Origin of the sequence: Paenibacillus sp. FSL W8-1187 (assembly GCF_037965485.1) — a bacterium.
Lineage (GTDB): Bacteria > Bacillota > Bacilli > Paenibacillales > Paenibacillaceae > Paenibacillus_O > Paenibacillus_O pasadenensis.
Window position 1 is genome coordinate 1370670 of sequence record NZ_CP150181.1, and the last position, 21665, is coordinate 1392334.

Annotated in this window: 21 protein-coding genes; 20 read left to right on the forward strand and 1 reads right to left on the reverse strand. The window is 68.1% G+C overall.

Annotation, left to right across the window (positions count from 1 at the left end):
- The first annotated feature begins 165 nt into the window (after positions 1-165).
- From xylA to NYE40_RS05960, 3 genes are all read left to right on the forward strand, one after another.
- Positions 166-1479, forward strand: a complete 1314-nt coding sequence (gene xylA, locus NYE40_RS05950) for a xylose isomerase (protein ID WP_153783011.1) — start codon at positions 166-168, stop codon at positions 1477-1479.
- Positions 1472-2986 (forward strand): xylulokinase, encoded by a 1515-nt coding sequence (gene xylB, locus NYE40_RS05955; RefSeq protein ID WP_339279533.1) that lies wholly within the window; start codon positions 1472-1474, stop codon positions 2984-2986. The genes xylA and xylB overlap by 8 nt, the downstream gene beginning before the upstream one ends.
- Before the next feature lie 886 nt (positions 2987-3872).
- Entirely contained in the window at positions 3873-4280 is a 408-nt protein-coding gene (locus NYE40_RS05960) for a hypothetical protein (RefSeq protein WP_052333016.1), read from the forward strand.
- 85 nt (positions 4281-4365) lie between these two features.
- Here NYE40_RS05960 and NYE40_RS05965 read toward each other — a convergent pair whose 3' ends face one another.
- Positions 4366-5676, reverse strand: a complete 1311-nt coding sequence (locus NYE40_RS05965) for an NAD(P)/FAD-dependent oxidoreductase (protein ID WP_153783013.1) — start codon at positions 5674-5676, stop codon at positions 4366-4368.
- Between the two features lie 83 nt (positions 5677-5759).
- On the opposite strand from NYE40_RS05965, the gene NYE40_RS05970 reads away from it, so the two are divergent.
- From NYE40_RS05970 to NYE40_RS06050, 17 genes are all read left to right on the forward strand, one after another.
- On the forward strand, positions 5760-6752 hold the full coding sequence (locus tag NYE40_RS05970; RefSeq protein WP_228551308.1) for an alpha/beta hydrolase: 993 nt from the start codon (positions 5760-5762) through the stop codon (positions 6750-6752).
- A 75-nt stretch (positions 6753-6827) separates the two neighbouring features.
- On the forward strand, positions 6828-8525 hold the full coding sequence (locus NYE40_RS05975) for an ATP-binding protein (RefSeq protein WP_052333018.1): 1698 nt from the start codon (positions 6828-6830) through the stop codon (positions 8523-8525).
- Positions 8526-8624: 99 nt separating this feature from the next.
- Positions 8625-8753 carry a hypothetical protein gene (locus tag NYE40_RS05980; protein WP_339279535.1) on the forward strand — a complete coding sequence of 43 codons (129 nt, stop codon included), beginning with the start codon at positions 8625-8627 and terminating at the stop codon, positions 8751-8753.
- On the forward strand, positions 8753-9088 hold the full coding sequence (locus tag NYE40_RS05985; protein ID WP_153783015.1) for a DUF3905 domain-containing protein: 336 nt from the start codon (positions 8753-8755) through the stop codon (positions 9086-9088). Before NYE40_RS05980 ends, NYE40_RS05985 begins: the two co-directional genes overlap by 1 nt.
- 166 nt (positions 9089-9254) lie before the next feature.
- Entirely contained in the window at positions 9255-9689 is a 435-nt protein-coding gene (locus NYE40_RS05990) for a BrxA/BrxB family bacilliredoxin (RefSeq protein WP_028597879.1), read from the forward strand.
- A gap of 34 nt (positions 9690-9723) precedes the next feature.
- Positions 9724-10533 carry an ammonia-dependent NAD(+) synthetase gene (gene nadE, locus NYE40_RS05995; protein WP_028597880.1) on the forward strand — a complete coding sequence of 270 codons (810 nt, stop codon included), beginning with the start codon at positions 9724-9726 and terminating at the stop codon, positions 10531-10533.
- Positions 10534-10543: 10 nt separating this feature from the next.
- Positions 10544-10930 (forward strand): holo-ACP synthase, encoded by a 387-nt coding sequence (gene acpS, locus NYE40_RS06000; protein WP_028597881.1) that lies wholly within the window; start codon positions 10544-10546, stop codon positions 10928-10930.
- A 205-nt stretch (positions 10931-11135) separates the two neighbouring features.
- The gene (locus NYE40_RS06005; protein ID WP_101808661.1) at positions 11136-11927 is read left to right on the forward strand and encodes a LuxR C-terminal-related transcriptional regulator; all 792 of its coding nucleotides are present in this window, start codon (positions 11136-11138) and stop codon (positions 11925-11927) included.
- 201 nt (positions 11928-12128) lie between these two features.
- On the forward strand, positions 12129-12971 hold the full coding sequence (trpC, locus tag NYE40_RS06010) for an indole-3-glycerol phosphate synthase TrpC (protein ID WP_084136741.1): 843 nt from the start codon (positions 12129-12131) through the stop codon (positions 12969-12971).
- Positions 12968-14161, forward strand: a complete 1194-nt coding sequence (trpB, locus tag NYE40_RS06015) for a tryptophan synthase subunit beta (RefSeq protein WP_028597883.1) — start codon at positions 12968-12970, stop codon at positions 14159-14161. Before trpC ends, trpB begins: the two co-directional genes overlap by 4 nt.
- Positions 14158-14967, forward strand: a complete 810-nt coding sequence (gene trpA, locus NYE40_RS06020; protein WP_339279538.1) for a tryptophan synthase subunit alpha — start codon at positions 14158-14160, stop codon at positions 14965-14967. The genes trpB and trpA overlap by 4 nt, the downstream gene beginning before the upstream one ends.
- Entirely contained in the window at positions 14960-16000 is a 1041-nt protein-coding gene (locus tag NYE40_RS06025; protein WP_043111005.1) for a Gfo/Idh/MocA family oxidoreductase, read from the forward strand. The genes trpA and NYE40_RS06025 overlap by 8 nt, the downstream gene beginning before the upstream one ends.
- Before the next feature lie 42 nt (positions 16001-16042).
- Entirely contained in the window at positions 16043-17176 is a 1134-nt protein-coding gene (locus NYE40_RS06030; protein ID WP_043111006.1) for a DegT/DnrJ/EryC1/StrS family aminotransferase, read from the forward strand.
- A complete protein-coding gene (locus tag NYE40_RS06035; protein ID WP_028597886.1) occupies positions 17173-18300 on the forward strand; it encodes a DegT/DnrJ/EryC1/StrS family aminotransferase in 1128 nt (375 codons plus the stop codon). Before NYE40_RS06030 ends, NYE40_RS06035 begins: the two co-directional genes overlap by 4 nt.
- Positions 18293-19186 carry a sugar phosphate isomerase/epimerase family protein gene (locus NYE40_RS06040; protein WP_219623323.1) on the forward strand — a complete coding sequence of 298 codons (894 nt, stop codon included), beginning with the start codon at positions 18293-18295 and terminating at the stop codon, positions 19184-19186. Before NYE40_RS06035 ends, NYE40_RS06040 begins: the two co-directional genes overlap by 8 nt.
- A complete protein-coding gene (locus NYE40_RS06045; RefSeq protein WP_219623324.1) occupies positions 19183-20511 on the forward strand; it encodes a M20/M25/M40 family metallo-hydrolase in 1329 nt (442 codons plus the stop codon). The genes NYE40_RS06040 and NYE40_RS06045 overlap by 4 nt, the downstream gene beginning before the upstream one ends.
- Positions 20508-21620 carry an Ldh family oxidoreductase gene (locus tag NYE40_RS06050; protein WP_101808665.1) on the forward strand — a complete coding sequence of 371 codons (1113 nt, stop codon included), beginning with the start codon at positions 20508-20510 and terminating at the stop codon, positions 21618-21620. Before NYE40_RS06045 ends, NYE40_RS06050 begins: the two co-directional genes overlap by 4 nt.
- The last annotated feature ends 45 nt before the right edge of the window (positions 21621-21665 follow it).

A 21665-nucleotide genomic window follows, 5' to 3' on the forward strand; every position in this document is an offset into this window, starting at 1 on the left:
GCCGCTTTTCGTTCTGCACACTACGATACCATGTCCTCGAAAGCATAACATAAAAAACTTGGTTTGTTTAGTAGACAAACGAAGTTATGGGATGGTACTCTACGGATAGAACTCAGCATAACAGCGTTTACATTCTATCCACTCATTTTAGGGAGGCTATCATTCATGGCTTACTTCAACGGCATCAACCGCATTCAGTTCGAGGGCCGCGACACCGACAATCCGCTCGCGTTCCGCCACTACGATCCGAAGCAGGTCGTGCTCGGCAAGACGATGGAGGAGCATCTGCGCTTCGCCGCCGCTTACTGGCATACGTTCACGGCCGACGGCTCCGACCCGTTCGGCAAGGGCACGGCGGTGCGTCCGTGGGACCGCTTCAGCGGCATGGATCTGGCCAAGGCCCGCGTCGAGGCGAACTTCGAGTTCCTCGAGAAGCTCGATCTGCCGTTCTTCTGCTTCCATGACCGCGACATCGCTCCGGAAGGCGACACGCTGCAGGAAACGAACCGCAATCTCGACGAGATCGTCGCCCTGCTCAAGGACGGCATGAAGACGAGCGGCCGCCGCCTGCTGTGGAATACGGCCAACATGTTCTCGAACCCGCGCTTCACGCACGGAGCCGGAACCGCACCGAGCGCGGACGTGTTCGCCTACGCCGCCGCCCAGGTCAAGAAGGGGCTTGAGGTCGGCAAGGAGCTCGGCGCCGAGAACTACGTGTTCTGGGGCGGCCGCGAGGGCTACGAGACGCTGCTGAACACCGACATGGGCTTCGAGCTCGACAACCTGGCCCGCCTGTACAAGATGGCGATCGACTATGCCCGCGAGATCGGCTTCGACGCGCAGTTCCTGATCGAGCCGAAGCCGAAGGAGCCGTCCAAGCACCAGTACGACTTCGATGCCGCGACGACGCTGGCATTCCTGCAAAAATACGGCCTGCAGGACCACTTCAAGCTGAACCTGGAAGCGAACCATGCGACGCTCGCCGGCCATACGTTCGAGCATGAGATCCGCGTCGCCGCGATCAACGGCGCGCTCGGCTCGCTGGACGCCAACCAGGGCGACCTGCTGCTCGGCTGGGATACCGACGAGTTCCCGACCGACCTGTATGCGACGACGCTGACGATGTACGAGGTGCTCAAGGCCGGCGGGCTCGGCCGCGGCGGCGTCAACTTCGACGCCAAGGTGCGCCGCGGCTCCTACGAGCTGGAAGATCTGTTCCTTGCGCATATCGCCGGCATGGACAGCTTCGCTTGGGGCCTGAAGGCGGCCGCCAAGCTGATCGAGGACCGCGTCATCGACGGCATCGTCGAGGAGCGCTACGCCACGTTCAAGCAAGGCATCGGCGCCGACATCGTCAGCGGCAAGGCGACGCTCGCCTCGCTGGAGCAGTACGCGCTGCAGAACAATCCGATGAACAACCGCTCGGGACGCCTGGAGCAGATCAAGGCGAAGCTTAACGAAGTGATCTACCGTGTCTGAGTTCGTCATCGGCATCGATCTCGGCACGAGCGCGGTCAAAGCGCTGCTGGTCGGCAAGGACGGCCGCATCGCCGCCGAGGCCTCGCGCGAGTATCCGCTCTCGAGCCCGCGACCGGGCTGGAGCGAGCAGCGGCCGGAGGACTGGGTCGAGGCGACGCTGTCCGCTCTCGGCGAGCTGTCCGCCGCTCCCGGCCTTCCGCAGGGCTGGACGGTCGAGGGGATCAGCTTTTCCGGACAGATGCACGGACTCGTGCTGCTCGGCGACGAGCTGCAGCCGCTGCGTCCGGCGATTCTCTGGAACGATACGCGCACGACGGCCGAGTGCCGCGAGATCGAGCGCGCGCTCGGAACGCGGCTGCTCGACATCACCCGCAATCCGGCGCTCGAGGGCTTCACGCTGCCGAAGCTGCTGTGGGTGCGCAAGCATGAGCCGGAGACGTTCGCTCAGGGGCGCGTCTTCGTCCTGCCCAAGGACTATGTGCGGCTGCGCTTGACCGGCGAGCTGCATATGGATCTGTCCGACGCTGCCGGCACGCTGCTGCTCGACGTGCCGAACCGGCGCTGGAGCCAGGAAGTGCTCGCGGCGCTGGATCTCGGCGCGGAGCTGTGCCCGCCGCTCGTCGAGTCGACCGCGCAGACCGGCACGCTGCTGCCGGAGCTGGCGGAGCGCACGGACCTCGCCGGTCCGCTGCGCGTATTTGCCGGCGGGGCGGACAATGCCTGCGGCGCGATCGGCGCCGGCATCCTGCAGGAGGGCGAGGCGCTGTGCAGCATCGGCACCTCGGGCGTGCTGCTCTCCTACGAGGGCGAGCAGGACCGCGATTATGGCGGCCGCGTCCATTTCTTCAACCACGGCGCGCCGGGCGCGTTCTACTCGATGGGCGTCACGCTTGGCGCCGGCTACTCAATGAGCTGGTTCAAGCGGCTCATGGGCGGCCTGGACTACGCCGAGCTGCTTGCCGGGACGGGCGATCTGCCGCCCGGCTCCGGCGGGCTGCTGTTCGCGCCGTATCTGGCGGGCGAGCGCACGCCGTATGCGGACGCCGACATCCGCGGCAGCTTCATCGGGCTCGACGGCGGCCATCGCCGCGAGCATCTGGCGCGGGCCGTCATGGAGGGCATCACGTTCTCGCTGAACGACACGCTGACGATCTACCGCGAGGCGGGACGCGACATCCGCTCGATCGTCTCGATCGGCGGCGGCGCGAAAAATCCCGACTGGCTGCAGATCCAGGCGGATCTGTTCGGCCTGCCGGTGACGGCGCTGGAGAACGAGCAGGGCCCCGGCCTCGGGGCGGCGATGCTGGCTGCGGCCGGCTGCGGCTGGTTCCCGGACCTGGCGTCCTGCGCGGCGGCCTTCGTGCGGCGCGGCCGCACGTACGAGCCGCAGCCGGAGGCGGCGGCCGCGTACCGCGAGCTTTATCCGCTGTACCGGCAGGTGTACGAGGCGACGCGCTCGCTCAGCGCCGGCCTCGGCCGGTTCCGCGAGGGACTGGCGCAGGGCTAGATCGTTGTCGGCGGCGGCTGGCCGCGGCTGGTGGATCTGCGGGCTGGCCGGGGCTGGCCGGCGGAGCTGCGCGATGGCCGCAGTTGGCCGGCGGAGCGTCGTTTGCTGGCGCAGCGGCGTGCTGCTGCCTCGGTCGATTTGGATGAATGAACAAGCGGGAAGAAGACGGAAACCCTCCGTCTTCTTCCCGCTTGTTTGATGTCAGGAGGCGGCGGTCAGCAGCGGATCGATGTTCGAAATTGCTCCTCATTCGGCGAACGGACGGTCAGCGGGCGGGCCGATGATCGAGATTACTCCTCGTTCGGCGAATGATCGGTCAGCGGGCGGATCGAGGACCGGCAAGTCGGCGTCCGTGAAGGCTGCACCGGCGTGCGGTTCCGGACCGGGATAGGCTAACGATACAGAGGAGCGCTATTTTGCCTATAATCGTGCTTTCCTGCGGCTAACGATACGGAGAAACGCTATTTACTCAGTGAAGGAGCCAATACGCCTCATTTTGCGTCCATAGCGCTCGTGAGTATCGTTACATTTTCAAAATGCTCGGTTTTGGCCGGATAGCGTCGCGCAGTATCGTTAGTTCTCCAGCCATCCACCACCGGGGCATGTCTCTGCCTTAGCCTTCTGCCGCACCGACAGGTCAGGCGCTCGATGTCGGCGGCGGCGAAACAGCACCCAGCATCCTCGGCGCTACGCTGTTCCGCCGCTCCTCCGATCCGCTGCCCCTCGATTTGCCGCTCTTCTGACCTGCCGGTTCCATCGTTCCGCCGCTCCACCATTCAGCCGCTCCACCATTCAGCCGCTCATAAACTGGCGCGGGGATGGTTACCGTATGGAAGAACGGCCAAAAGCCGGTTCGATTCCGCTTCGAGCAGAGGAGACTAAAGCCATGACTGACCGCCGCTTGCTGTTCCGATTCCACGATGCGGAGTCCGCCTCCGTCGCGGCCGCTACGCTGCTGGAGCTCGGGTATGACGCCGCTGCGCAAGGCGCGCAGGAGGTCGGGCTGTCGCTGCGGGGCAGCGACCTGACGTCGGCGCTGGAGATCGCTTTCGCCCACGGGGGCGAGCTGGACGTGCAGGAGCAGGACGTCATTCCGATCCCGGCCCATCTCGTCAACGAGGATCTTGTCGCTTGGGAGGAGGGCTTCGGCTATGACGGCGCTTCGACCGGCATCTCGACCGGCGCCTCGGACGGAAGCGATCTGCGCAACCGCGACGAAGCGACCGAGGGAGAGTCGGCCTTCCCGGAGCAGGAAGGCTCGCTCAGCTATTTCTCGGGCGACGTGCACGGCTGAAGCGGAGTAAGCCATCGCCGCTAGCAAAAACGGGTCGAGGGCGCATCTGCGCCGCTCGACCCGTTCGTTTTTTAGCGGAGCGGAATCATTCCGATCGGCTCCGCTGCGCCTCGGCGCGGTCCTCCAACGCCTGGAGGGCGGCGCTCAGGCCGGCATGGCGGCCGGTCGTGAACGCAGACGTGATGTTGTAGCCTCCGGTGAAGCCGTGCAGGTCCAGCACCTCCCCGCAGAAATAAAGGCCGTGCACGAGCTTGGAGCCCATCGTTTTCGGATGGATCTCCTTCAGGTTGACGCCGCCGCCCGTGACGAACGCTTCCTCGATGGACAGCGTGCCGTTCACGAGGATGGGCAGCGCTTTGAGCAGCCGCGCGTAGTCCTGCAGCAGCGAGCGGTTCAGGTTGTCGTACGTGACGGCCGGGTCGATCCCGGAGCGCTCCAGCGAAAACTCCGCCATCCGCTCCTGCATGAGCGGCGGCAGCACGTTCTTGAACGCCTTGCGCGGCTCGGCCGCGGCGAGCGCCAGCAGCTCGCCGTACAGCTCGTCCGCCGAGCGGTCGGGGAACAGGTCGGCGGTGATCCGGACTTCCGGAGCGCCGCTTTTTTTGCGCTCCTTGACGACGAATTGGCTGCATCGCAGCGCGGCCGGGCCGGACAGGCCGAAGTGGGTGAAGATCATGTCGCCCTCCTGCTCGGTGAGGCGCTTGTCCTTGGCGCTCCACACCGTCAGGACGACGCCGCGGAGCGACAGCCCCTGCAGCCGGCGATCGCGGATGAAAGGCTCGGCCGACGTCAGCGGCACCTCGGTCGGATACAGCTCCGTCACCGAATGGCCAGCGGCCTCCGCCCAAGGGTAGGCGTCTCCGGTCGAGCCGGTGTGGGGCACCGACTTGCCGCCGGTCGCCACGACGACCGCCGCGGAGCGCAGCTCCTGTCCGTCGCTCAGCCGGACGCCGCGGATGCGTCCGCCCGCGATGAGCAGTCCGGCGGCCTTTTCGTTCAATCGCGTCTCGACGCCGCTCGATCGCACGGAGGCGACGAGCGCGTCGACGACGGTCTTGGCCTTGTCCGACACGGGAAACATGCGCCCGCGGTCCTCTTCCTTGAGCCGGATGCCGAGCGCCTCGAAAAAGCCGATGATCTCGCGGCTGCCGAACTCCGACAGCGCGCTGTGCAGGAACTTGCCGTTGCCCGGGATGTACCGGATCAGCTCTTGCGGCTCCTTGTTGTTGGTGACGTTGCAGCGTCCGCCGCCGGATATGGCCAGCTTGCGTCCGAGCTTGCTGCCCTTGTCGAGCAGCAGCACGCGCGCTCCCTCGCGGCCTGCGGCCGCGGCGGCCATCAGGCCGGACGGCCCTCCTCCGATGATGATGACGTCGAATCTATCCTTGCTTGCCATTCTTGACGCTTCTCTCCTTTTGAGACAATAGGCTACAATCAGTGTATCAAATGCGGAAGCAAAGCGAAAAGGAGCGGATGGCGATGCGGGAGCTGGCGCTTGAGGCGGAGGATGGGGCAAAGCTGCATGGATGGAGCCTGGAGCCGCAGGCAGAGGAGGAGAGCCGGCCGCCGGAGCGGCAGGAGACGGACAGGCGGGCGGCATCGCCCGGTCGCCAGGAGCCTTCGGACGGCTCCAGGGGAACCGGAAAAAATCCAAGCCGCGCCGAGCGGCCGGAGCCGTTTCTCGCAGCGCCGAAGGCATCGCCCAGCCGCGTCAAGCCGCGGGCGGCGGTCTGCCTCGTACACGGCATGGGCGAGCATAGCGGCCGCTACGCCGAGCTCGCGCAGGCGCTGGCGGAGGCGGGCATCGCCGTGCTCGCCTACGACCAGCGCGGCCATGGACGCTCTCCGGGACCGCGCGGGCACGCGGACAGCATGGAGCGGCTGACGGCCGACGCGGCGCGGGCGGTGGCCGAGGCGGCGTGCCTGTGGCCGGATGCGCCGCTGTTCCTGTACGGGCACAGCATGGGCGGAGCGGTCGCGCTCGCGGCCGCTCTCGAGCGCGAGTTGCCGATCGCGGGCCTCATTTTGACGAGCCCCTGGCTCCGCCTCGCCTCGCCGCCATCGCGCGTCTCCGAAGCGGCGGCGTCCTGGATCGGCCGCCTCCGGCCGACCTTTGCCCTGCCGACCGGCATCAAGCAGCGGGACCTGTATCGCCCTGGAGTCCATACGGTGGCGGGCAGCGTCATGGATCGGCTCTGCCATACCCGGATCAGTGTCTCGATGTACCGGGCGGTGACGGCCGCCGGAAAGCGCGCGCTCTCCGACGCCGGCAGGCTGGCCGTGCCGGCGCTGCTGCTGCACGGCACCGAGGATCGGGTGACATCGCTGCGGGCGAGCGAGGAGCTGGCGGACGCGCTCGGTCCGCGCTGTACCTTCCGGCGCTGGGAGAGGGGCTACCACGAGCTGCATCATGACGAGCGCCGGGAGGAAGTGATCGAGACGGTCAAGATGTGGATTTATGCAAACTCTTGATTGTCAAAATTCCCCTCCTGTGCTTTAATCGGAGTTATGCAAGACGGCTCGCAAAGGGGGGAACCTTCTGCGTCAATGTGGGAAAAATTGATACTGCAGGCCTTCGTCTCCTTGTTGCCCGTATTCCTCTATCAGCTATGGATGTATCGGCTGAACCAGGGCCGCAGCTCGATTCCTTTCTTCACCATCGCTTACGGAGCCTCGCTCGCGGCCTGCGTCCTGCTCACCGAGACGACCCGCTTCGGCTTCGACTTGAACCTGTGGTACATTCCTTTCCTCATGGGCTCCCTGTACGGCGGGGTGCCGGGACTGGCGACGATGTCCACGATCTATGCGGCGCTGCGGCTGCCGCAGCTCGACGACGGCGGGGAGACGCTCGGCTTCGTCCTGTTCCTGCTGATCGCCGTGCCGGTGCTGCTGCTGACGATCCGGCCGTTCCAGCTCGCGCGGCTCAAGGAAAAGTACAAGATCCTGCTCTTGCTGTTGACGGTCGGGGGAGCTTATCACGCGTTTCTTTATGCCGGCTATATCCGGCAGTTCGAGCCGGATCGCCTCGCCTCGGCCGCAGGCGATATCGCCGTCATCGCGTTCATCAGCTACATCGCCGTATCGCTGACGCTGTATACGATCCACCAGGTCATCCAGCATTACCAGCTGCAGCATCAGCTGCGGCGGATGTCTTCCAATTATATGAACGAGGTCCACAAGCTCCAGCAGTTCATCGACCAGATGGCGATGGGCACGATGGGGACGGTGCTCGTGGACGCGGACGGCAGGATCTCGCATCTCAACGACGCGGCGATCCGCCTCAGCGGCCAGGCGCTGAAGGGCCGCAGCAAGCTGGAGTTCGCCGGCATGCCGTACGAACGGTTCTTCCGCAGCCAGGAGCCGTTCAAGCAGCTGTTCGACGAAGCGATGAAGGGCAGCATGTCTCCGTCGACGATACTCGTCGAGGGCGAGCGCTCCTACCTGACGACGGCGTTCCCGATCCGCAACCTGCAGGCCGGCATCGTGACGGGAGCGGCGATGGTCGTGCAGGACGTCACCGAGCTGACCCAGCTCAGGGACGAGCTCGGACGGATGGAAAGGCTGAGCCTTGTCGGCCAGATGGCCGCCAGCATCACGCATGAGATCCGCAATCCGATGGCCGTCATCCGCGGCTTCGTGCAGCTGATGCGCGAGCGCAGCCCGGACAGCCAGCAGGAGTATTTCCGCATCGTCATCGACGAGCTGGACCGGGCGAACGCCATCATCAACGACTTCCTCTCGCTGGCGCAGAACCGCGTCATCTCCAAGGAGCAGGGCTCTCTCCACGACATTGTCCAGGAGCTGCTGCCGCTGCTGTGGGCCGACGCCAACCTGCGCGGACAGTCGATCGAGCTGAGCCTCGCCGACGAGATTCCGACGCTTGAGCTCAACGGCAAGGAAATCAAGCAGCTCGTCCTCAATCTGGCCCGCAACGGCATGGAGGCGATGGGGGAAAAAGGCGTGCTGCGGATCGCGACCCGCTTCAGCGGCTCGGCCGTGGAGCTGTCGGTGGAGGATGACGGAGAAGGCATCCCGCCGGACAAGCTCGCCCGCCTGTTCGAGCCGTTCTATACGACCAAGGCGCGCGGAACGGGCCTCGGCCTGCCGCTTTGCCTGAGCATCGCGGAGCGCCACAACGGCCGCATCGACGTCGATTCGGAGCCGGGCCGGGGCACCGTGTTCAAGGTCGTCTTCGACAGTCCCGTCCGGGACGGGCTCCGCCTGCGCGGGCCGGACGCCGGCTAGCTCCGCTCCGGGGCATAGTCCGCTGCCGCGAACGGCATACTAGCCCCATAGCGGCAGCAAGCGGCCGCGTCCATAACCGACAGGAGCTGAACGCATACGATGGCCAATCCGAGCAACGACTCCAAGGAGCAGCAAAAGCAGGGGCAGCAGGCGGGGCGCAAAACAGCCGCGCCGGGATCGCCCGGCTACGACAAGAAGCTGGACGGACCGAACCGTCCCTCGATCTGATGGCGGACGATCCCCGTCTGGATCCGTTCGAGATCGACTTCCTGCCCCGCTTCCGCAGCGGCAGGGGGCCGCGGGAGCCGTTCGTGAACCGGTACGGGGTGACGATCGGCGACCACGAATACGCCTCGCCGCAGTCGCCGCTCGAGCAGTGGTCGGAGGAGACCGATCCGGCTGTCATGGCCGGCGACGAGTGGGTGCATCCGTACAAGGACATCGGCTTCCAGACCGCGCAGAACCGCGCCTTGTTCGAGCAGGGCGAGGCGCCGGAGCCCGGTCCGCTCCAGCATCCCGAGCATTCGGCCGAAAGCGGCGTCAAGCCGCCGCAGGAGCCTTGAGCTTCGCCGCGCCGCCCGTTCCCGCGCAGGAATGAGGCGGCTTTTTTGGCGGCCGGCCGGACTGGCCGCCGCCGGCCGGAGCGGGCGGCGTTTCCCTGGCGCCGGCAATCGGGTATAATAGCGGGGATAATGCCAATTCCATTTCCCCGAAAGGTGTGGGTTTCAAATGTCGATGTCTTTTGAGCGATACATGTTTGATATGGTGCAGCCGATGAGGGACGAGCTGACGCGCCTCGGCATCCAGGAGCTGCGCACTCCAGAGGAGGTCGAGGAGAAGCTGCCGACGGCCAAGGGCACGGCGCTCGTCGTCGTCAACTCCGTCTGCGGCTGCGCCGCGGGACAATGCCGTCCAGGCGTCGCCGACGCGCTGGGCCATGACATCACGCCGGATCATCTGTACACGGTGTTCGCCGGCCAGGACAAGGAAGCGACGGCCAAAGCCCGCGAATACTTCGCGCCGTACCCGCCGTCCTCTCCTTCCATCGCGCTGATGAAGGACGGCGAGCTCGTGCACTTCATCGAGCGCCATCAGATCGAGAACCGCTCCGCGGCGGACATCTCGGCCGAGCTGACGAGCGCGTTCGACCGCTACTGCCGCTGATCGTCCCGCCGATTTTCAAAGGAGGAACAAAGCCATGAGCATGCAGCAGGAAATCATAGCCGCGCTCGGCGTCAAGCCGAGCATCGATCCGGAGCAGGAAATCCGCCGCAGGGTGGACTTCCTCAAGGAGTATGTCGTCGGCGCCGGCGCTTCGGGCCTGCTGATCGCGATCAGCGGCGGCATCGACAGCGCCGTGGCCGCCGGCCTGTGCAAGCGCGCGACGGACGAGCTGACGCAGGAGAAGGGCCGCGAGTACATGACGCTTGGCGTATTCCAGCCTTACGGCGAGCAGTCGGACATCGCGCACAGCTACGAGGTCGCCGAGGCGTTCGAGCTCAAGCACCGCGTCGAGACGAACATCGCCGAGGCGGTGGACGAGATCGCGCTCGAGGTCGAGCACGCCCTCAAGTCGATCGGCTTGTCCCGCCATGTGAACCGGGGCGTCAAGGGCAACATCAAGGCGCGCACGCGGATGGTGACCCAGTATGCGCTGGCCGGCGAGCTCAATCTGCTCGTCGTCGGCACCGACCACGCGTCCGAAGCGGTCACCGGATTCTACACCAAATGGGGCGACGGAGCGGTCGACATCACTCCGCTCAGCACGCTCAACAAGCATCAGGTGCGCCAGCTGGCCGCCGCGCTCGGCGTGCCGCGGAGCGTCCAGGACAAGGCTCCGACGGCCGGCCTCTGGGAAGGCCAGACCGACGAGGGAGAGCTCGGCATCAAGTACGACGACAACAGCGCCTATCTGGAAGGCCGCGAGATTCCGGATGCCGCGCGCGAGCTGCTGGAGAAGCAGTACGTCAAGACGATGCACAAGCGCGCCCCGATCCCGGGCATCTGAGGCACGTCCGATGATCGCCGGCATCGGCCATGATCTATGCGACATCGGCCGCGTGGAGCGGATGCTCGCAGGCGAGGCCGGAGCGAAATTCCTCCGCCGCATTCTGACCGACGAGGAGCTGGAGCTTGCCGCCGGCCTTGCGGGGCGCAGGCTGGCGGAGTTCGCCGCCGGCCGCTTCGCCGCCAAGGAAGCGGCCGTCAAGGCGCTCGGCTGCGGCATCGGAGCGAGCGCCGGCTTCCGCGACGTCTCGATCCTGCGCGCGCCGTCGGGCAAGCCGGTCTGCCGGCTCTCCGCCCGCTCCGCGGCCGCCCTCGGGCTCGGCCCTTCGGCGGCGCTGCATGTCAGCATCACGCATGAGCGGCAGCTCGCTTCGGCTGTTGTCGTTCTGGAGACCTAATGAATACCTTCGATCCCTTGACCCTGGACGCTTCGGCGCCCAGGGTTTTTTCGCATCATTTGAACCAATTTAAGTCAATTAAATTAAAATTTATGGGATTCGACAGTTTTTTCATCGCCAACTTGCTAGGATTCATTTAATCCGATGCGAAAAAGGGGGAACTCTGCAGCACGGGGAAGATCTGACACCGACAGAGGAGGCAGCGATGAGGAGAAGGGAAGCAGGAATACGCGCGATACGCAAGCCGCTCAAGCCCTGGTGCACCGTCGACGACTTCGACAGGAACCCGGCGGACAAGCAGGAACGGGAGAGGCCCGGAGAACAGAAGGAAAAGACGGATTTGGGCCCGCATGCCAAGCATGCGGAGGCAATCCGGAAGCTGGCCGGAGAGATCGAGAAGCTGACGCTCGTCAAGCCGCATCTGTTCCTCTATGCGGATGAAGCGGGCGTCGTGCGCCATATCCAAGGCGAAAGCCGGCTGACGTCCCGGCTGGGGGAGGCCGGACTGCGCGCCGGGGCCAGCCTGGCGCGGGAGCAGGCGGGCCGCAATGCGGTAGCGCTGGCTATGGCGACCGGCCGGCTGTCCGTCGTCGAAGGGCTGGAGCATGACAAGCGGGCCTTCGGGGCGTTGTCCTGGATCTGCTCGCCGCTGCGGCGGGAGGCTCGGACCAGCGGATACGTGGCGCTCGGCAGCCCGCCGAGCGGCGAGCTTGCGTTCCGCGTGCCGCTGCTGCAGCAGCTGGCGCGCTCCGTAGAGGGGCGGACGGAGCGTGCGGCGTCCGATCCGGACACGGTCCAAAAGCGGCTGGAGGAGCATCGGCTGACCTTCCGCGAAATGCAGGTCGCCGGCGACTGGCTGGAGGGGCTGACCGTGGAGGAGATCGCGGAGCGGCTCGGCATTGCCGAGCAGACGGTGCGGACGTTCATCAAAAAAATATATGCAAAGACCGGCGTGAACCATAAAGGGGAGTTCTTCATCCGGTTTTTGAAGCGATAGGCTCTTGCCCCGCCTGGAAGCGCGGGCAATCGGCTCCTACAATACCCAATTTAGGGCATATGACGATGCGGCCGTTTTGACTATGATGGACGCAGTTTCCCCATCCTTTTACATCAGCAGGCAAGAGCCGCGCCCAAACGCGCGCGCAATCGGCCGAAATCGGCGGACATCCGCCTATCGGGAAGGAGCTGAAGGCTAGGCATGTTCATGCTGGACGAAATCGTAGCCCACAAGCGTGTAGAGCTGGAGCGCAAAAAAAGAGAGGCGAGCGCCGCGCGGCTGCGGGACAAGCTGGCTGCGGCGAGAGCGCCGCGGGATTTCCGAGGGGCGCTGAAGGCGCCGGGCATCTCGCTGATCGCCGAGATCAAGCGCAAGTCGCCGTCGAAGGGGGAATTCCGCGCGAAGTTCGAGCCGGAGCAGCTGGCGAGGGCGTATGAGGCGGGCGGAGCCAGCGCGATCTCGGTGCTGGCGGACGAGGCGTTTTTCGGCAACGGAGCGTCGGTCGTGGAGCAGGTGGCCAATCTCGGCGGGCTGTCGCTGCCGGTGATGTACAAGGACTTCATCGTGGACGAGTACCAGATCCTCGAGGCCCGCGCGGTCGGCGCGGACGCGGCGCTCGTCATCGTGCGCTCGGTGCCGGACGACCGGCAGCTGGCCGAGCTGCTCGCGCTGGCGGGAGAGCTGGGCATGGGCGTCATCGCGGAATGCTTCACGCCGGCCGACGCGGAGCGGGCGCTTGGCGCCGGAGCGAAAATCGTCGGCATCAACAACCGCGACCTGCAGACGTTCGAGGTGGACATCCGGCGGGCGGGCCAAATCCGGGCGCTGCTCGGGGAGGACATCGTCACCGTAAGCGAGAGCGGCATGCATTCTCGCTCTGATGCGTTGCAGGCGCAAAGCGACGGGTTCGACGCGATGCTCGTCGGCGAGGCGATTCTGAGCGCCGCCGATCCGGGCGAGGCGGTGCGCCGCTTCGTCGGACGAGAGGCGGAAGGCGGAGCGGCCGAAGAGGCTGCGGCAGGAAAGGAAGGAGTGGCGGGATGAACGAGTTCTACGGCCCGTTCGGCGGGGCATTCGTCGCGGAGACGCTGATTCGCAATCTGGAGGAGCTGAAGCGGGAGTATGCGGCCGTCCGCGAGGACGGGACGTTCCTTGCGCAGATCGACCGGCTGCTGCGGGAGTTCGTCGGCCGGCCGACGCCGATCACGCCGCTGGAGCGGCTGAGCGGAGAGCGGGGCGGAGCGCGCGTGTACCTCAAGCGGGAGGACTTGACCCATACCGGCGCGCACAAGATCAACAACGCGCTGGCGCAGGCGCTGCTGGCAAAGCGCATGGGCAAGAAGCGCATCGTCGCGGAGACCGGAGCGGGCCAGCACGGCGTCGCGGTCGCGACCGCCTGCTGCAAGCTGGGCCTCGAATGCGTCGTCTACATGGGCGCGGTCGATGCGGCCCGCCAGGCACCGAACGTGCAGCGCATGAAGCTGCTCGGAGCCGACCTGAGGCTCGTCACGCTCGGACAGCAGACGCTCAAGGACGCGATCAGCGAAGCGATCCGCGACTGGATCGCGAACGTCGACACGACGCATTACCTGCTCGGCTCGGCGGTCGGACCGCAGCCGTTTCCCGAGATCGTGCGCGACTTCCAGTCCGTCATCGGCCGCGAAGCCCGCGAGCAGCTGCTGCAGGCGGAGGGCCGGCTGCCGGACGCGGTCGTCGCCTGCGTCGGCGGCGGCAGCAACGCGATCGGCATCTTCAGCGGCTTCCTGAGCGACCCCGCGGTGCGCCTGATCGGCGTGCAGGCGGCCGGCGAGGGGCTGGAGTCGGGCAAGCACGCGGCTCCGCTCGTGCAGGGCACGCTCGGCATCATCCAGGGCAGCCTGACCTACATGCTGCAGGACGAGCACGGCGGCATCCGCGAGACGCACAGCATCGCGCCGGGCCTCGATTATCCGGGCGCTGGCCCGCAGCACAGCTACCTCAAGGACAGCGGCCGCGTGGAGTACACGTCGGCGACCGACCGCGAGGCGCTGGAGGCGTTCCGCTGCCTGTGCCGGACGGAGGGCATCCTGCCGGCGCTGGAGTCGGCCCATGCGGTGGCGCACGCGCTGAAGCTGGCGCCGTCGATGGAGCCGGGACAGATCGTGCTGGTCAACCTGTCGGGGCGCGGAGACAAGGATCTGAGCCAGGCCATCGAGGCGCTGGACAAGCTGGAGCTGGAAGGAGCGAGGGCATGAGCCGGATCGAAACGATGTTCAGCAGGCTGAAGGAGCGCGGCGAGAAGGCGCTCATCCCTTATCTGCCATGCGGCTACCCCGAGCCGGGAAGCACGCCGGGACTGATCCGCGCGATCGCGGATGCGGGCGCGGACATGATCGAGCTCGGCGTGCCTTATGCCGATCCGCTCGCCGACGGGCCGGTCATCCAGGAGGCGAGCCTGCAGGCGGTGCTTGGCGGCACCCGGCTGCGCGACTGCCTGGAGACGGTCGCCGGAATGCGGCGCGAGGGGCTGAAGCTGCCGGTCGTGCTGATGGGCTATGCGAATTCCTTTCTCGCCTACGGCCTGGAGAAGCTGGCCCATGACGCGGCGCTGGCCGGCGTGGACGGCTTCATCATCCCCGATCTGCCGTCGACGATGGCCGCGCCTTGGGTCGACGTGTTCCGTCCGCAAGGGCGGGACCTGATCTTCTTCATCGCGCCGACGACGACGCCGGAGCGGGCGCAGGCGGTGGTCGAGCAGGGCAGCGGCTTCCTCTACTGCATCTCGGTCGCCGGGGTGACCGGCGAGCGGGAGCGGATGCCGGAGGAGCTGGAGCGCTTCCTGGACGAGGTCCGCCGCCGGACGGAGCTGCCGCTCGCGGTCGGCTTCGGCATCTCCCATGCCGGCCATGTGGAGGAGGTCAGCCGCTACGCCGATGGGGCGATCGTCGGCAGCGCGCTCGTCAACCTGATCCGCCGCACGCCGGCGGATCAGGTCGAGGCCGAGGTCGGCCGATTCATCGGCGAGCTCAAGCAGGCGACCGGCAAGGCCCAGCATGTCTGAGCCGCTGCGGTCGCTGCTCGTCGGCTTCGGCCGCGCGGGCCGCGAGCTGCATCTGCCCTGCCTGCGCAAGGCGGCGGCACTGCCGTCGCTGCGGGGGCGCCTGCAAGGCCCGGTCGGCGTGCTCGATCCGGGGCTGACGGGGGAGGAGGCGGCTCCGCCGGACGCGGCGCTGCTGGCGGGCTGGCCGGAGGCGGCGCGCGACTACCCGCCGGAGCGGACGGTCGTGCATGTGTGCACGCCGCCGGGCCAGCATGCCGAGGCGGCGGAGCAGGCGGCGCGGCACGGCTACCGTCGGTTGATCGTCGAAAAGCCGCTGGCCGGCACGCTGGAGGAGGCGGATGCGATCCTGTCGCTGCAGCGGCGCTGCGGCCTCGATCTGCTCGTCGTGGCGAACTGGCTGTCCAGCGCGCTCTACAAGACGATCCGCCAGCGGATGGACAGCGGCCGCCTCGGAAGGCTGCGGAGCATCGACGCCTGCCAGAACAAGGCCCGCCTGTCCCGCAGCCTGCGGCAGCCGGGCCACGACAGCGCGTTCGACGTCGAGCTGCCGCATCTGGCCGCGCTGGCGCTCGCGCTCGGCGGCGAGGCGGCGCAGGTGACAGGCGCGGCGGCCGAGGACATGGTCGTCGGCGAGCGGCGGCTGCCGCTGCTCGGACGGGCCGAGCTGACGCTGCAGCATGCCGCAGGCGCCGTTTCCCGCATCCGCTCGGATCTCATGAGCCCGGTGCGGGAGCGCAGGCTCGAGCTGGAATTCGACGACGCGGCCGTGACCGGCTACTTCCCGGCCAGCGGCGACGACAGCTATTCCTGGCTCGAGGTGAGGAGCCGGGACGGACGGATCGTCGAGCAGCTATGGCTGGAGGACGATCCGCTGACGGCCGTGCTGGAGGAGTTCTATCTCTATTACGCCGGCATCGGATCGAGTCCGCTCAGCGGCGCCGCTTTCAACCGCGCGGTCATGAAGGTTCTGGAAGACGCCAAGGCGATTCCCGCCCGCGAGCGGCCGGCCCGTCCGGCAGCCGCCGGCGGCTGAGCAACGAAAAAGAGGCCAAGACGCCAGAGAGGGGCATCGATCATGAGCATTGCCTTTTATACGGGAGCGCGCTCCTTCGAGGAAGCGTGGCCCCGGCTGTCGGAGCGGCTGGACCGGGTCATCGACGGGGGCCAGTTCACGAACGGACCGGAGGTCGCGCGGCTCGAGCAGGCGCTGGAGCGCTATACGGGAGCTCGCCACGCGATTGCCGTCGGCAACGCGACCGACGCGCTCATCCTGCTGCTGCAGGCGGCCGGCATCGGCCCCGGCGACGAGGTGATCGTCCCGGGCTACTCCTTCTTCGCGACGGCATCCTGCGTCGCTCACGCCGGCGCGACCCCGGTGTTCTGCGACATCGATCCGGCCACCTACGCGATCGACCCGGCCGGGATCGAGGCCAGGATCACCGAGCGCACGCGGGCGATCATGCCGGTCCATCTGTTCACGCAGATGGCGGACATGCCGGCGATCCTCGACATCGCGCGGCGCCACGGACTGCAGGTGCTGGAGGACAGCGCCGAGGGGATCGGCATGTTCAGCGGCGGCGTGCATGCCGGGCTGCACGGACGCGGCGGCGTGCTGTCGTTCTTCCCGACGAAGACGCTGGGCGCGATCGGCGACGCCGGCATGATCCTGACGGACGACGCGGGACTGGCGGCCCGCGCCCGCCGGCTGCGCAGCCACGGACAGGAGGCCGGGCAGCCGTACATCCACCACGAGATCGGCTGGAACAGCCGCATGGACGACGTGCAGGCGGCGGTCATCGCCGTGCGCCTGGAGTCGCTGGCGGCGAACATCGCCCGCCGCGCCCATCTGGCCGCGCTGTACGACCGCGAGCTGGCGGCCGTGCCGCAGGTGTCGACGCCGGTCATCCAGGCCGGCTCGGAAGCGGCGAACGCCGTCTACTATGTGTATCTGATCGAAGCGGACGACCGCGACGGGCTCGTGGAGCATCTGACGGCGAGGGGCATCGGCACGGAGGTGTATTATCCGCTGCCGCTGCATCTGCAGCCGGCGTTCGCGGAGCTGGGCGGACGCCCGGGGCAGCTCCCGCATGCGGAGCGGGCTGCCGGACGCGCCGTCGGCCTGCCGATGTATCCCGATCTGACCGACGAGGAGGCGAGGCTCGTCTGCCGGGCCGTCCAGGAATTCTACGCGGAGGTGGCTGCACGATGAACGTGCCGTTCTTCAACTACAGCGCGCGGTTCGCGCCGGACAAGGACCTCATCAAGGAGCTGGTGTACCGCTCGGGGACGACCGACCAGTTCATCCTCAAGGAAGACGTGCGGCGGCTGGAGGAGGCGATCTGCGCCTATACCGGCGCGGCCCACGCGGTCGCGGCGGCGAACGGCACGTCGGCGCTCGTGCTGCTGCTGCGGACGATGGGCGCGGGTCCGGGCGTCGACGTGCTGACGCCGGCGTTCTCGTTCATCTCCACGGCGAGCGCGATCCGGCTGCTCGGGGCGAATCCGGTGTTCGTCGACGCCGATCCGCGCACCGGCATGATGGATCCGGCCGATCTCGAGCGGCGCGTCACGCCGCAGAGCCGGATCGTCATCCCGACGCATCTGTTCTCCGTCATGGCCGACATGGAGGCGATCCGCGCCGTCGCCCGAGAACGCGGGCTGCTCGTGCTGGAGGACAGCGCGGTCGCGCTCGGCGCCTCCCAGCGCGGCATTCCGGCCGGACGCCACGGCGACGCGGGGCTGTACTCCTTTTTCCCGGCCAAGCCGCTCGGCGGCATCGGCGACGGCGCGGTCATCGTGACCGACGACGAGGAGCTCGCCCGCGGCTGCCGCATGCTGCGCAACCACGGGCAGGACGGCGTCACCCGCTTCCTCCATCATCGGCTCGGCTACAACAGCCGGATGGACGAGGTGCTGGCCGGCTATCTGCTGCACAAGCTCGGCCGCATCGGGCAGCTGCTGGAGCGCCGCCGCGAGCTTGCGGCCCGCTATCACGAGGCGTTCGCAGGGCTGGACCCGAGGCTTCTCGTGACGGTGGACGATCACGAAAGCCGCATGTACTACACCTATGTCGTGCAGGCCGAGCGGCGCGACGAGCTGCGCGCGGAGCTGGAGCAGGCGGGCGTGGAGACGCAGGTGTACTATCCGGCGGCGCTGCCGCTGCAGCCGGCGTTCGCGGATCTCGGCGCCCGTCCGGGAGACTATCCCGGCGCCGAGCGGTTCGCGAGCCGCTCGCTGGCGCTGCCGCTCTATCCCGAGATGCCGGACGGCGACGTCGATGCCGTCATCCGGTCGGTCGTCTCGTTCCTGGCCCAGGAGCCGCAGCATGCTTGAGCGCGGCGGCATCGCCCTGTCGGGCATCGGCGACGAGGCGTCGTCCTCGCTGGAGGAGCAGGCGCGGGTCCATGCGGAGCTCGGCTGGACGGAGCTGGAGCTGCGCTCGGCGGACGGAGCCGCGTTCGCCGACTGGGACGACGCGCTGACCGGCAAGGCCCGGAGGCTGCTGTCGGGCGCGGGGCTGAAGGCCTCGATCGCCGACTCGCGCATCGGCAACTGGGAGCGGACGATCTCCACTCCGTACGAGCGGGAGCTGGAGGAGCTGGAGCGCTGCGCCGAGCGGCTGCTGCGGCTGGGCGGATGGGGCCTGAGGGTCATGTCCTGGCCGAACGACGGGCTGAGCGAGTCCGACTGGGAAAAAAGCGTGCTGGAGCGGATGGACCGGCTCGCCGAGCAGGCCGGCCGCTGCGGCGTCACGCTGCTGCATGAGAACTGCGCCGGATGGGCCGGCTGCGACCCCGAGCGGGCGCTGCGGCTCGTCGAGGCGGTGGGCCGCCCGTCGCTGCGCCTGCTGATGGATACCGGCAACGGCATCGCCTACCGCTACTCGGCGCCGGACTACCTGCGCCGGGCGCTGCCCTATGTCGAGCATGTGCATGTGAAGGACGGCCGGCTCGAGAACGGCAAGGCGATGTACACGCTGCCCGGACGCGGCGACGCCGGCGTAGCCGAATGCCTCGGCCTACTGCTGGACGCCGGCTATACGGGACTGCTCGCGATCGAGCCGCATCTGCATGTCGTGCCGCATCTGGGCGAGCGCGGCGGCGGCGCGGGCCAGCTGGAGGCGTACGCGGCGTACGGCCGCGAGCTGGAGCGGCTGCTCGCCGCGGTCCGGGCGGACGCCCGCTCCGAAGCGGCGGCCGCCGGGGAGGAGCCGGCGTGAGCGCGGCGAGGCTGTTCACGGACGAACATGCCGAGCTGCTGCTGGCGCTGCTGCGGCTCGACACCGTGTCGCCGCTCGAGTCGGACGCTCCCGGACGGCTGCCGGAGGCGCAGCAGGCGTACGCCGCGTTCGCGGCGCGGCGGACCGGAGCGGCGCAGCTGCTGCTCGCTCCGGCTCCGCCCGAGGCGCTGCGGCGGGACGGCGTGCCGCTGAGCGTGCTGCGGCAGGCGGAGCGGATGGGCGAGCAGGCGTTCCTCGCCGCCCAGCCGAACCTGCTGCTGCGCATCGGCCGGGAGCGGCCCCGGGAGGAGACGATCGCGTTCAACTTCCATATGGATACCGTCGCGGACGGCGGGCAGGAGATCGGCTTCGACGGCGTCCGCTTCTACGGCCGGGGCAGCGCCGACATGAAGGGCGCCGGCGTCGCGCTGCTCGCCGGCATCGAGGCGGCGCTGGCGGAGGACCCGGAGCTGGCGGAGCGCTGCTCGGTGCTCGTGCAGAGCGTCTGCGGCGAAGAGGGCGGCGCGATGGGCGTCTGCGGCACGCGGGAGCTGGCCGAGCTCGGGCATGTCGGCGCGCTGAACGTGTTCGCCGAGCCTTCGGGCGGCGTGTGGTTCGACCGTTCGACGACGTCGATGACGGCGCGGGTCGAGATGTTCGGAGAGGACGCGACCGACGACGCTCCGCAAGCGGGGCACAACGCGACGCTGCTGCTCGGGCAGGTCGGCGCGGCGCTGCTGCGCGGCCTGGCGGAGCCGGCGCGCGAGCTCGGCGGCAAGGTGTGCCTGGCCGGCCTCCATACGGGCGGGATGCACAACAAGGTGTACGGTACCGGCACGCTGCTGCTCAACATCGCTTATCCGTCGGCCTTTGCCGGTGAAAAGCTGCGCCTGCTGACGGAGCGGTGCGCGCGCGACGCGCTGCTGCGCTTCGCGGACGAATGGGCGGACGTGCCGGAGGCGCGCCGCACGGCCCGCGAAGCTACGCGGCTCTGCCGGCTGAGCTGGGTGAAGAGCGGCCTGCCGGTGCTGGACAACCGCCATCCTGCATGGGAGCGGCTGCTGAGCGGCCTCGGCTGGGAGCGCAATCCGGACGACCGGCCGGAACGCGCCTTCACCTGCGACGCGATGTGGATGATGGCCAAAGGCTGCTACACGGTCGTATACGGACCGGGCAGCCTGGAGGGGAACGGCGCGCATACGGCCCGCGAGAGCATGGAGCTCGCGGAGCTGGAGCGGTACGCCGGACAGATCAAGGAGCTGCTGCTCGCTTTCGCCCGCACGGCGCGCAGAAAGCGGCAGCTGGAGAGGACGGGAAGCGCATGACAAGCGTCAAAATCGTGCCGGCGCAGGAGCTGCGGCGGTTCGCGGAGGAGGCGTTCCGGGCCTGCGGAGCGCCCGAGGCGACGGCCCGGACAGCCGCAGAGGTGCTCTGCTACGCCGACGAGAACGGCTTCGACACGCATGGCGTCGCCAATCTCGAGCGCATCTACGTCGCGCGGCTGCTGGACGGCCGCATCGACCCCCAGGCGGAGTTCGAGCTGACGGCGGAGACGGCCTCGATCGCGGCGCTGGACGCCCGCGGCGGGCTCGGCCTGGCCGCCGGAGCCCGGGCGATGGAGCTCGCGATCGCCAAGGCGGCCGAGACGGGCATCGGCTGCGTCGCGGTGCGGCGCTCGTCGCATTTCGGCAGCGCGGGCTACTACACGCAGCAGGCGGTGCGCCGGGGCATGATCGGCATCGCCATGACGAACCTCGGCTCGCAGGCGATCGCCCGCCCTCCGGGCGGCTCGGCGGCGATGCTCGGCACGAACCCGATCGCCATGGGCGCGCCGGGAGAAGGGCATCCGCCGTTCCAGCTCGACATGAGCACGACGGTCGTCGCCACCGGCAAGATCAAGGCGGCGCTGCGCCGGGGCGAGCCGATCCCGGAGGGCTGGCTGGTCGACGACGAGGGCCGGCCGGTGACCGACCCGGCCGCCTACGAGGAAGGGCGCGGCCATCTGCAGCTGCTCGGCGGCGACCTGGCGACCGGCGGCGCCAAAGGCTTCGGCCTCGCTCTTATGGTCGACATCCTCTGCGGGGCGCTGTCCGGGGCGGAGATGGGGCCGCATGAGCGGCTGCTCTCGCCCGAAGGCCGGGAAGCCGGCGCGGAGGACGCGAATGTCGGACATTTCTTCCTGGCGATCGACCCGGCGCGCTTCCGCCCGGACGGAGGCTTCGAGCGCGAGATGGGCGGCATGCTCGGCGCCTTGCTCGCCTGTCCGCCGGCGCGCGAGGGCGGCCGGGTCGTCTATCCGGGCTTTCTGGAGGCGGCTCGGGCGAGCCGGGAGCAGGTGGAGCTGGACGCTGCGCTCGCGCGGCAGCTGGACGGGCTGGCCGAGCGGCTCGGACTGGTCCCGCCGCGCGAGCCGGCGGCGGCAGAGCGCGGCTGACGGTCGGAGCGCGGCCTGCATGGCCGGCGGACGGCGATTACGAAT

Coding starts and splice junctions, on each gene's coding strand:
- NYE40_RS06040 (WP_219623323.1), top strand. CDS start 18,293: ATGCTTGAGCGCGGCGGCATCGCCCTGTCGGGCATCGGCGACGAGGCG.
- NYE40_RS06030 (WP_043111006.1), top strand. CDS start 16,043: ATGAGCATTGCCTTTTATACGGGAGCGCGCTCCTTCGAGGAAGCGTGG.
- trpB (WP_028597883.1), top strand. CDS start 12,968: ATGAACGAGTTCTACGGCCCGTTCGGCGGGGCATTCGTCGCGGAGACG.
- NYE40_RS05965 (WP_153783013.1), bottom strand. CDS start 5,676: ATGGCAAGCAAGGATAGATTCGACGTCATCATCATCGGAGGAGGGCCG.
- NYE40_RS06035 (WP_028597886.1), top strand. CDS start 17,173: ATGAACGTGCCGTTCTTCAACTACAGCGCGCGGTTCGCGCCGGACAAG.
- trpC (WP_084136741.1), top strand. CDS start 12,129: ATGTTCATGCTGGACGAAATCGTAGCCCACAAGCGTGTAGAGCTGGAG.
- NYE40_RS05990 (WP_028597879.1), top strand. CDS start 9,255: ATGTCGATGTCTTTTGAGCGATACATGTTTGATATGGTGCAGCCGATG.
- NYE40_RS05980 (WP_339279535.1), top strand. CDS start 8,625: ATGGCCAATCCGAGCAACGACTCCAAGGAGCAGCAAAAGCAGGGGCAG.
- NYE40_RS06005 (WP_101808661.1), top strand. CDS start 11,136: ATGAGGAGAAGGGAAGCAGGAATACGCGCGATACGCAAGCCGCTCAAG.
- NYE40_RS05975 (WP_052333018.1), top strand. CDS start 6,828: ATGTGGGAAAAATTGATACTGCAGGCCTTCGTCTCCTTGTTGCCCGTA.
- NYE40_RS05970 (WP_228551308.1), top strand. CDS start 5,760: ATGCGGGAGCTGGCGCTTGAGGCGGAGGATGGGGCAAAGCTGCATGGA.
- NYE40_RS05960 (WP_052333016.1), top strand. CDS start 3,873: ATGACTGACCGCCGCTTGCTGTTCCGATTCCACGATGCGGAGTCCGCC.
- NYE40_RS06050 (WP_101808665.1), top strand. CDS start 20,508: ATGACAAGCGTCAAAATCGTGCCGGCGCAGGAGCTGCGGCGGTTCGCG.
- NYE40_RS06025 (WP_043111005.1), top strand. CDS start 14,960: ATGTCTGAGCCGCTGCGGTCGCTGCTCGTCGGCTTCGGCCGCGCGGGC.
- NYE40_RS05985 (WP_153783015.1), top strand. CDS start 8,753: ATGGCGGACGATCCCCGTCTGGATCCGTTCGAGATCGACTTCCTGCCC.
- xylA (WP_153783011.1), top strand. CDS start 166: ATGGCTTACTTCAACGGCATCAACCGCATTCAGTTCGAGGGCCGCGAC.
- acpS (WP_028597881.1), top strand. CDS start 10,544: ATGATCGCCGGCATCGGCCATGATCTATGCGACATCGGCCGCGTGGAG.
- nadE (WP_028597880.1), top strand. CDS start 9,724: ATGAGCATGCAGCAGGAAATCATAGCCGCGCTCGGCGTCAAGCCGAGC.
- trpA (WP_339279538.1), top strand. CDS start 14,158: ATGAGCCGGATCGAAACGATGTTCAGCAGGCTGAAGGAGCGCGGCGAG.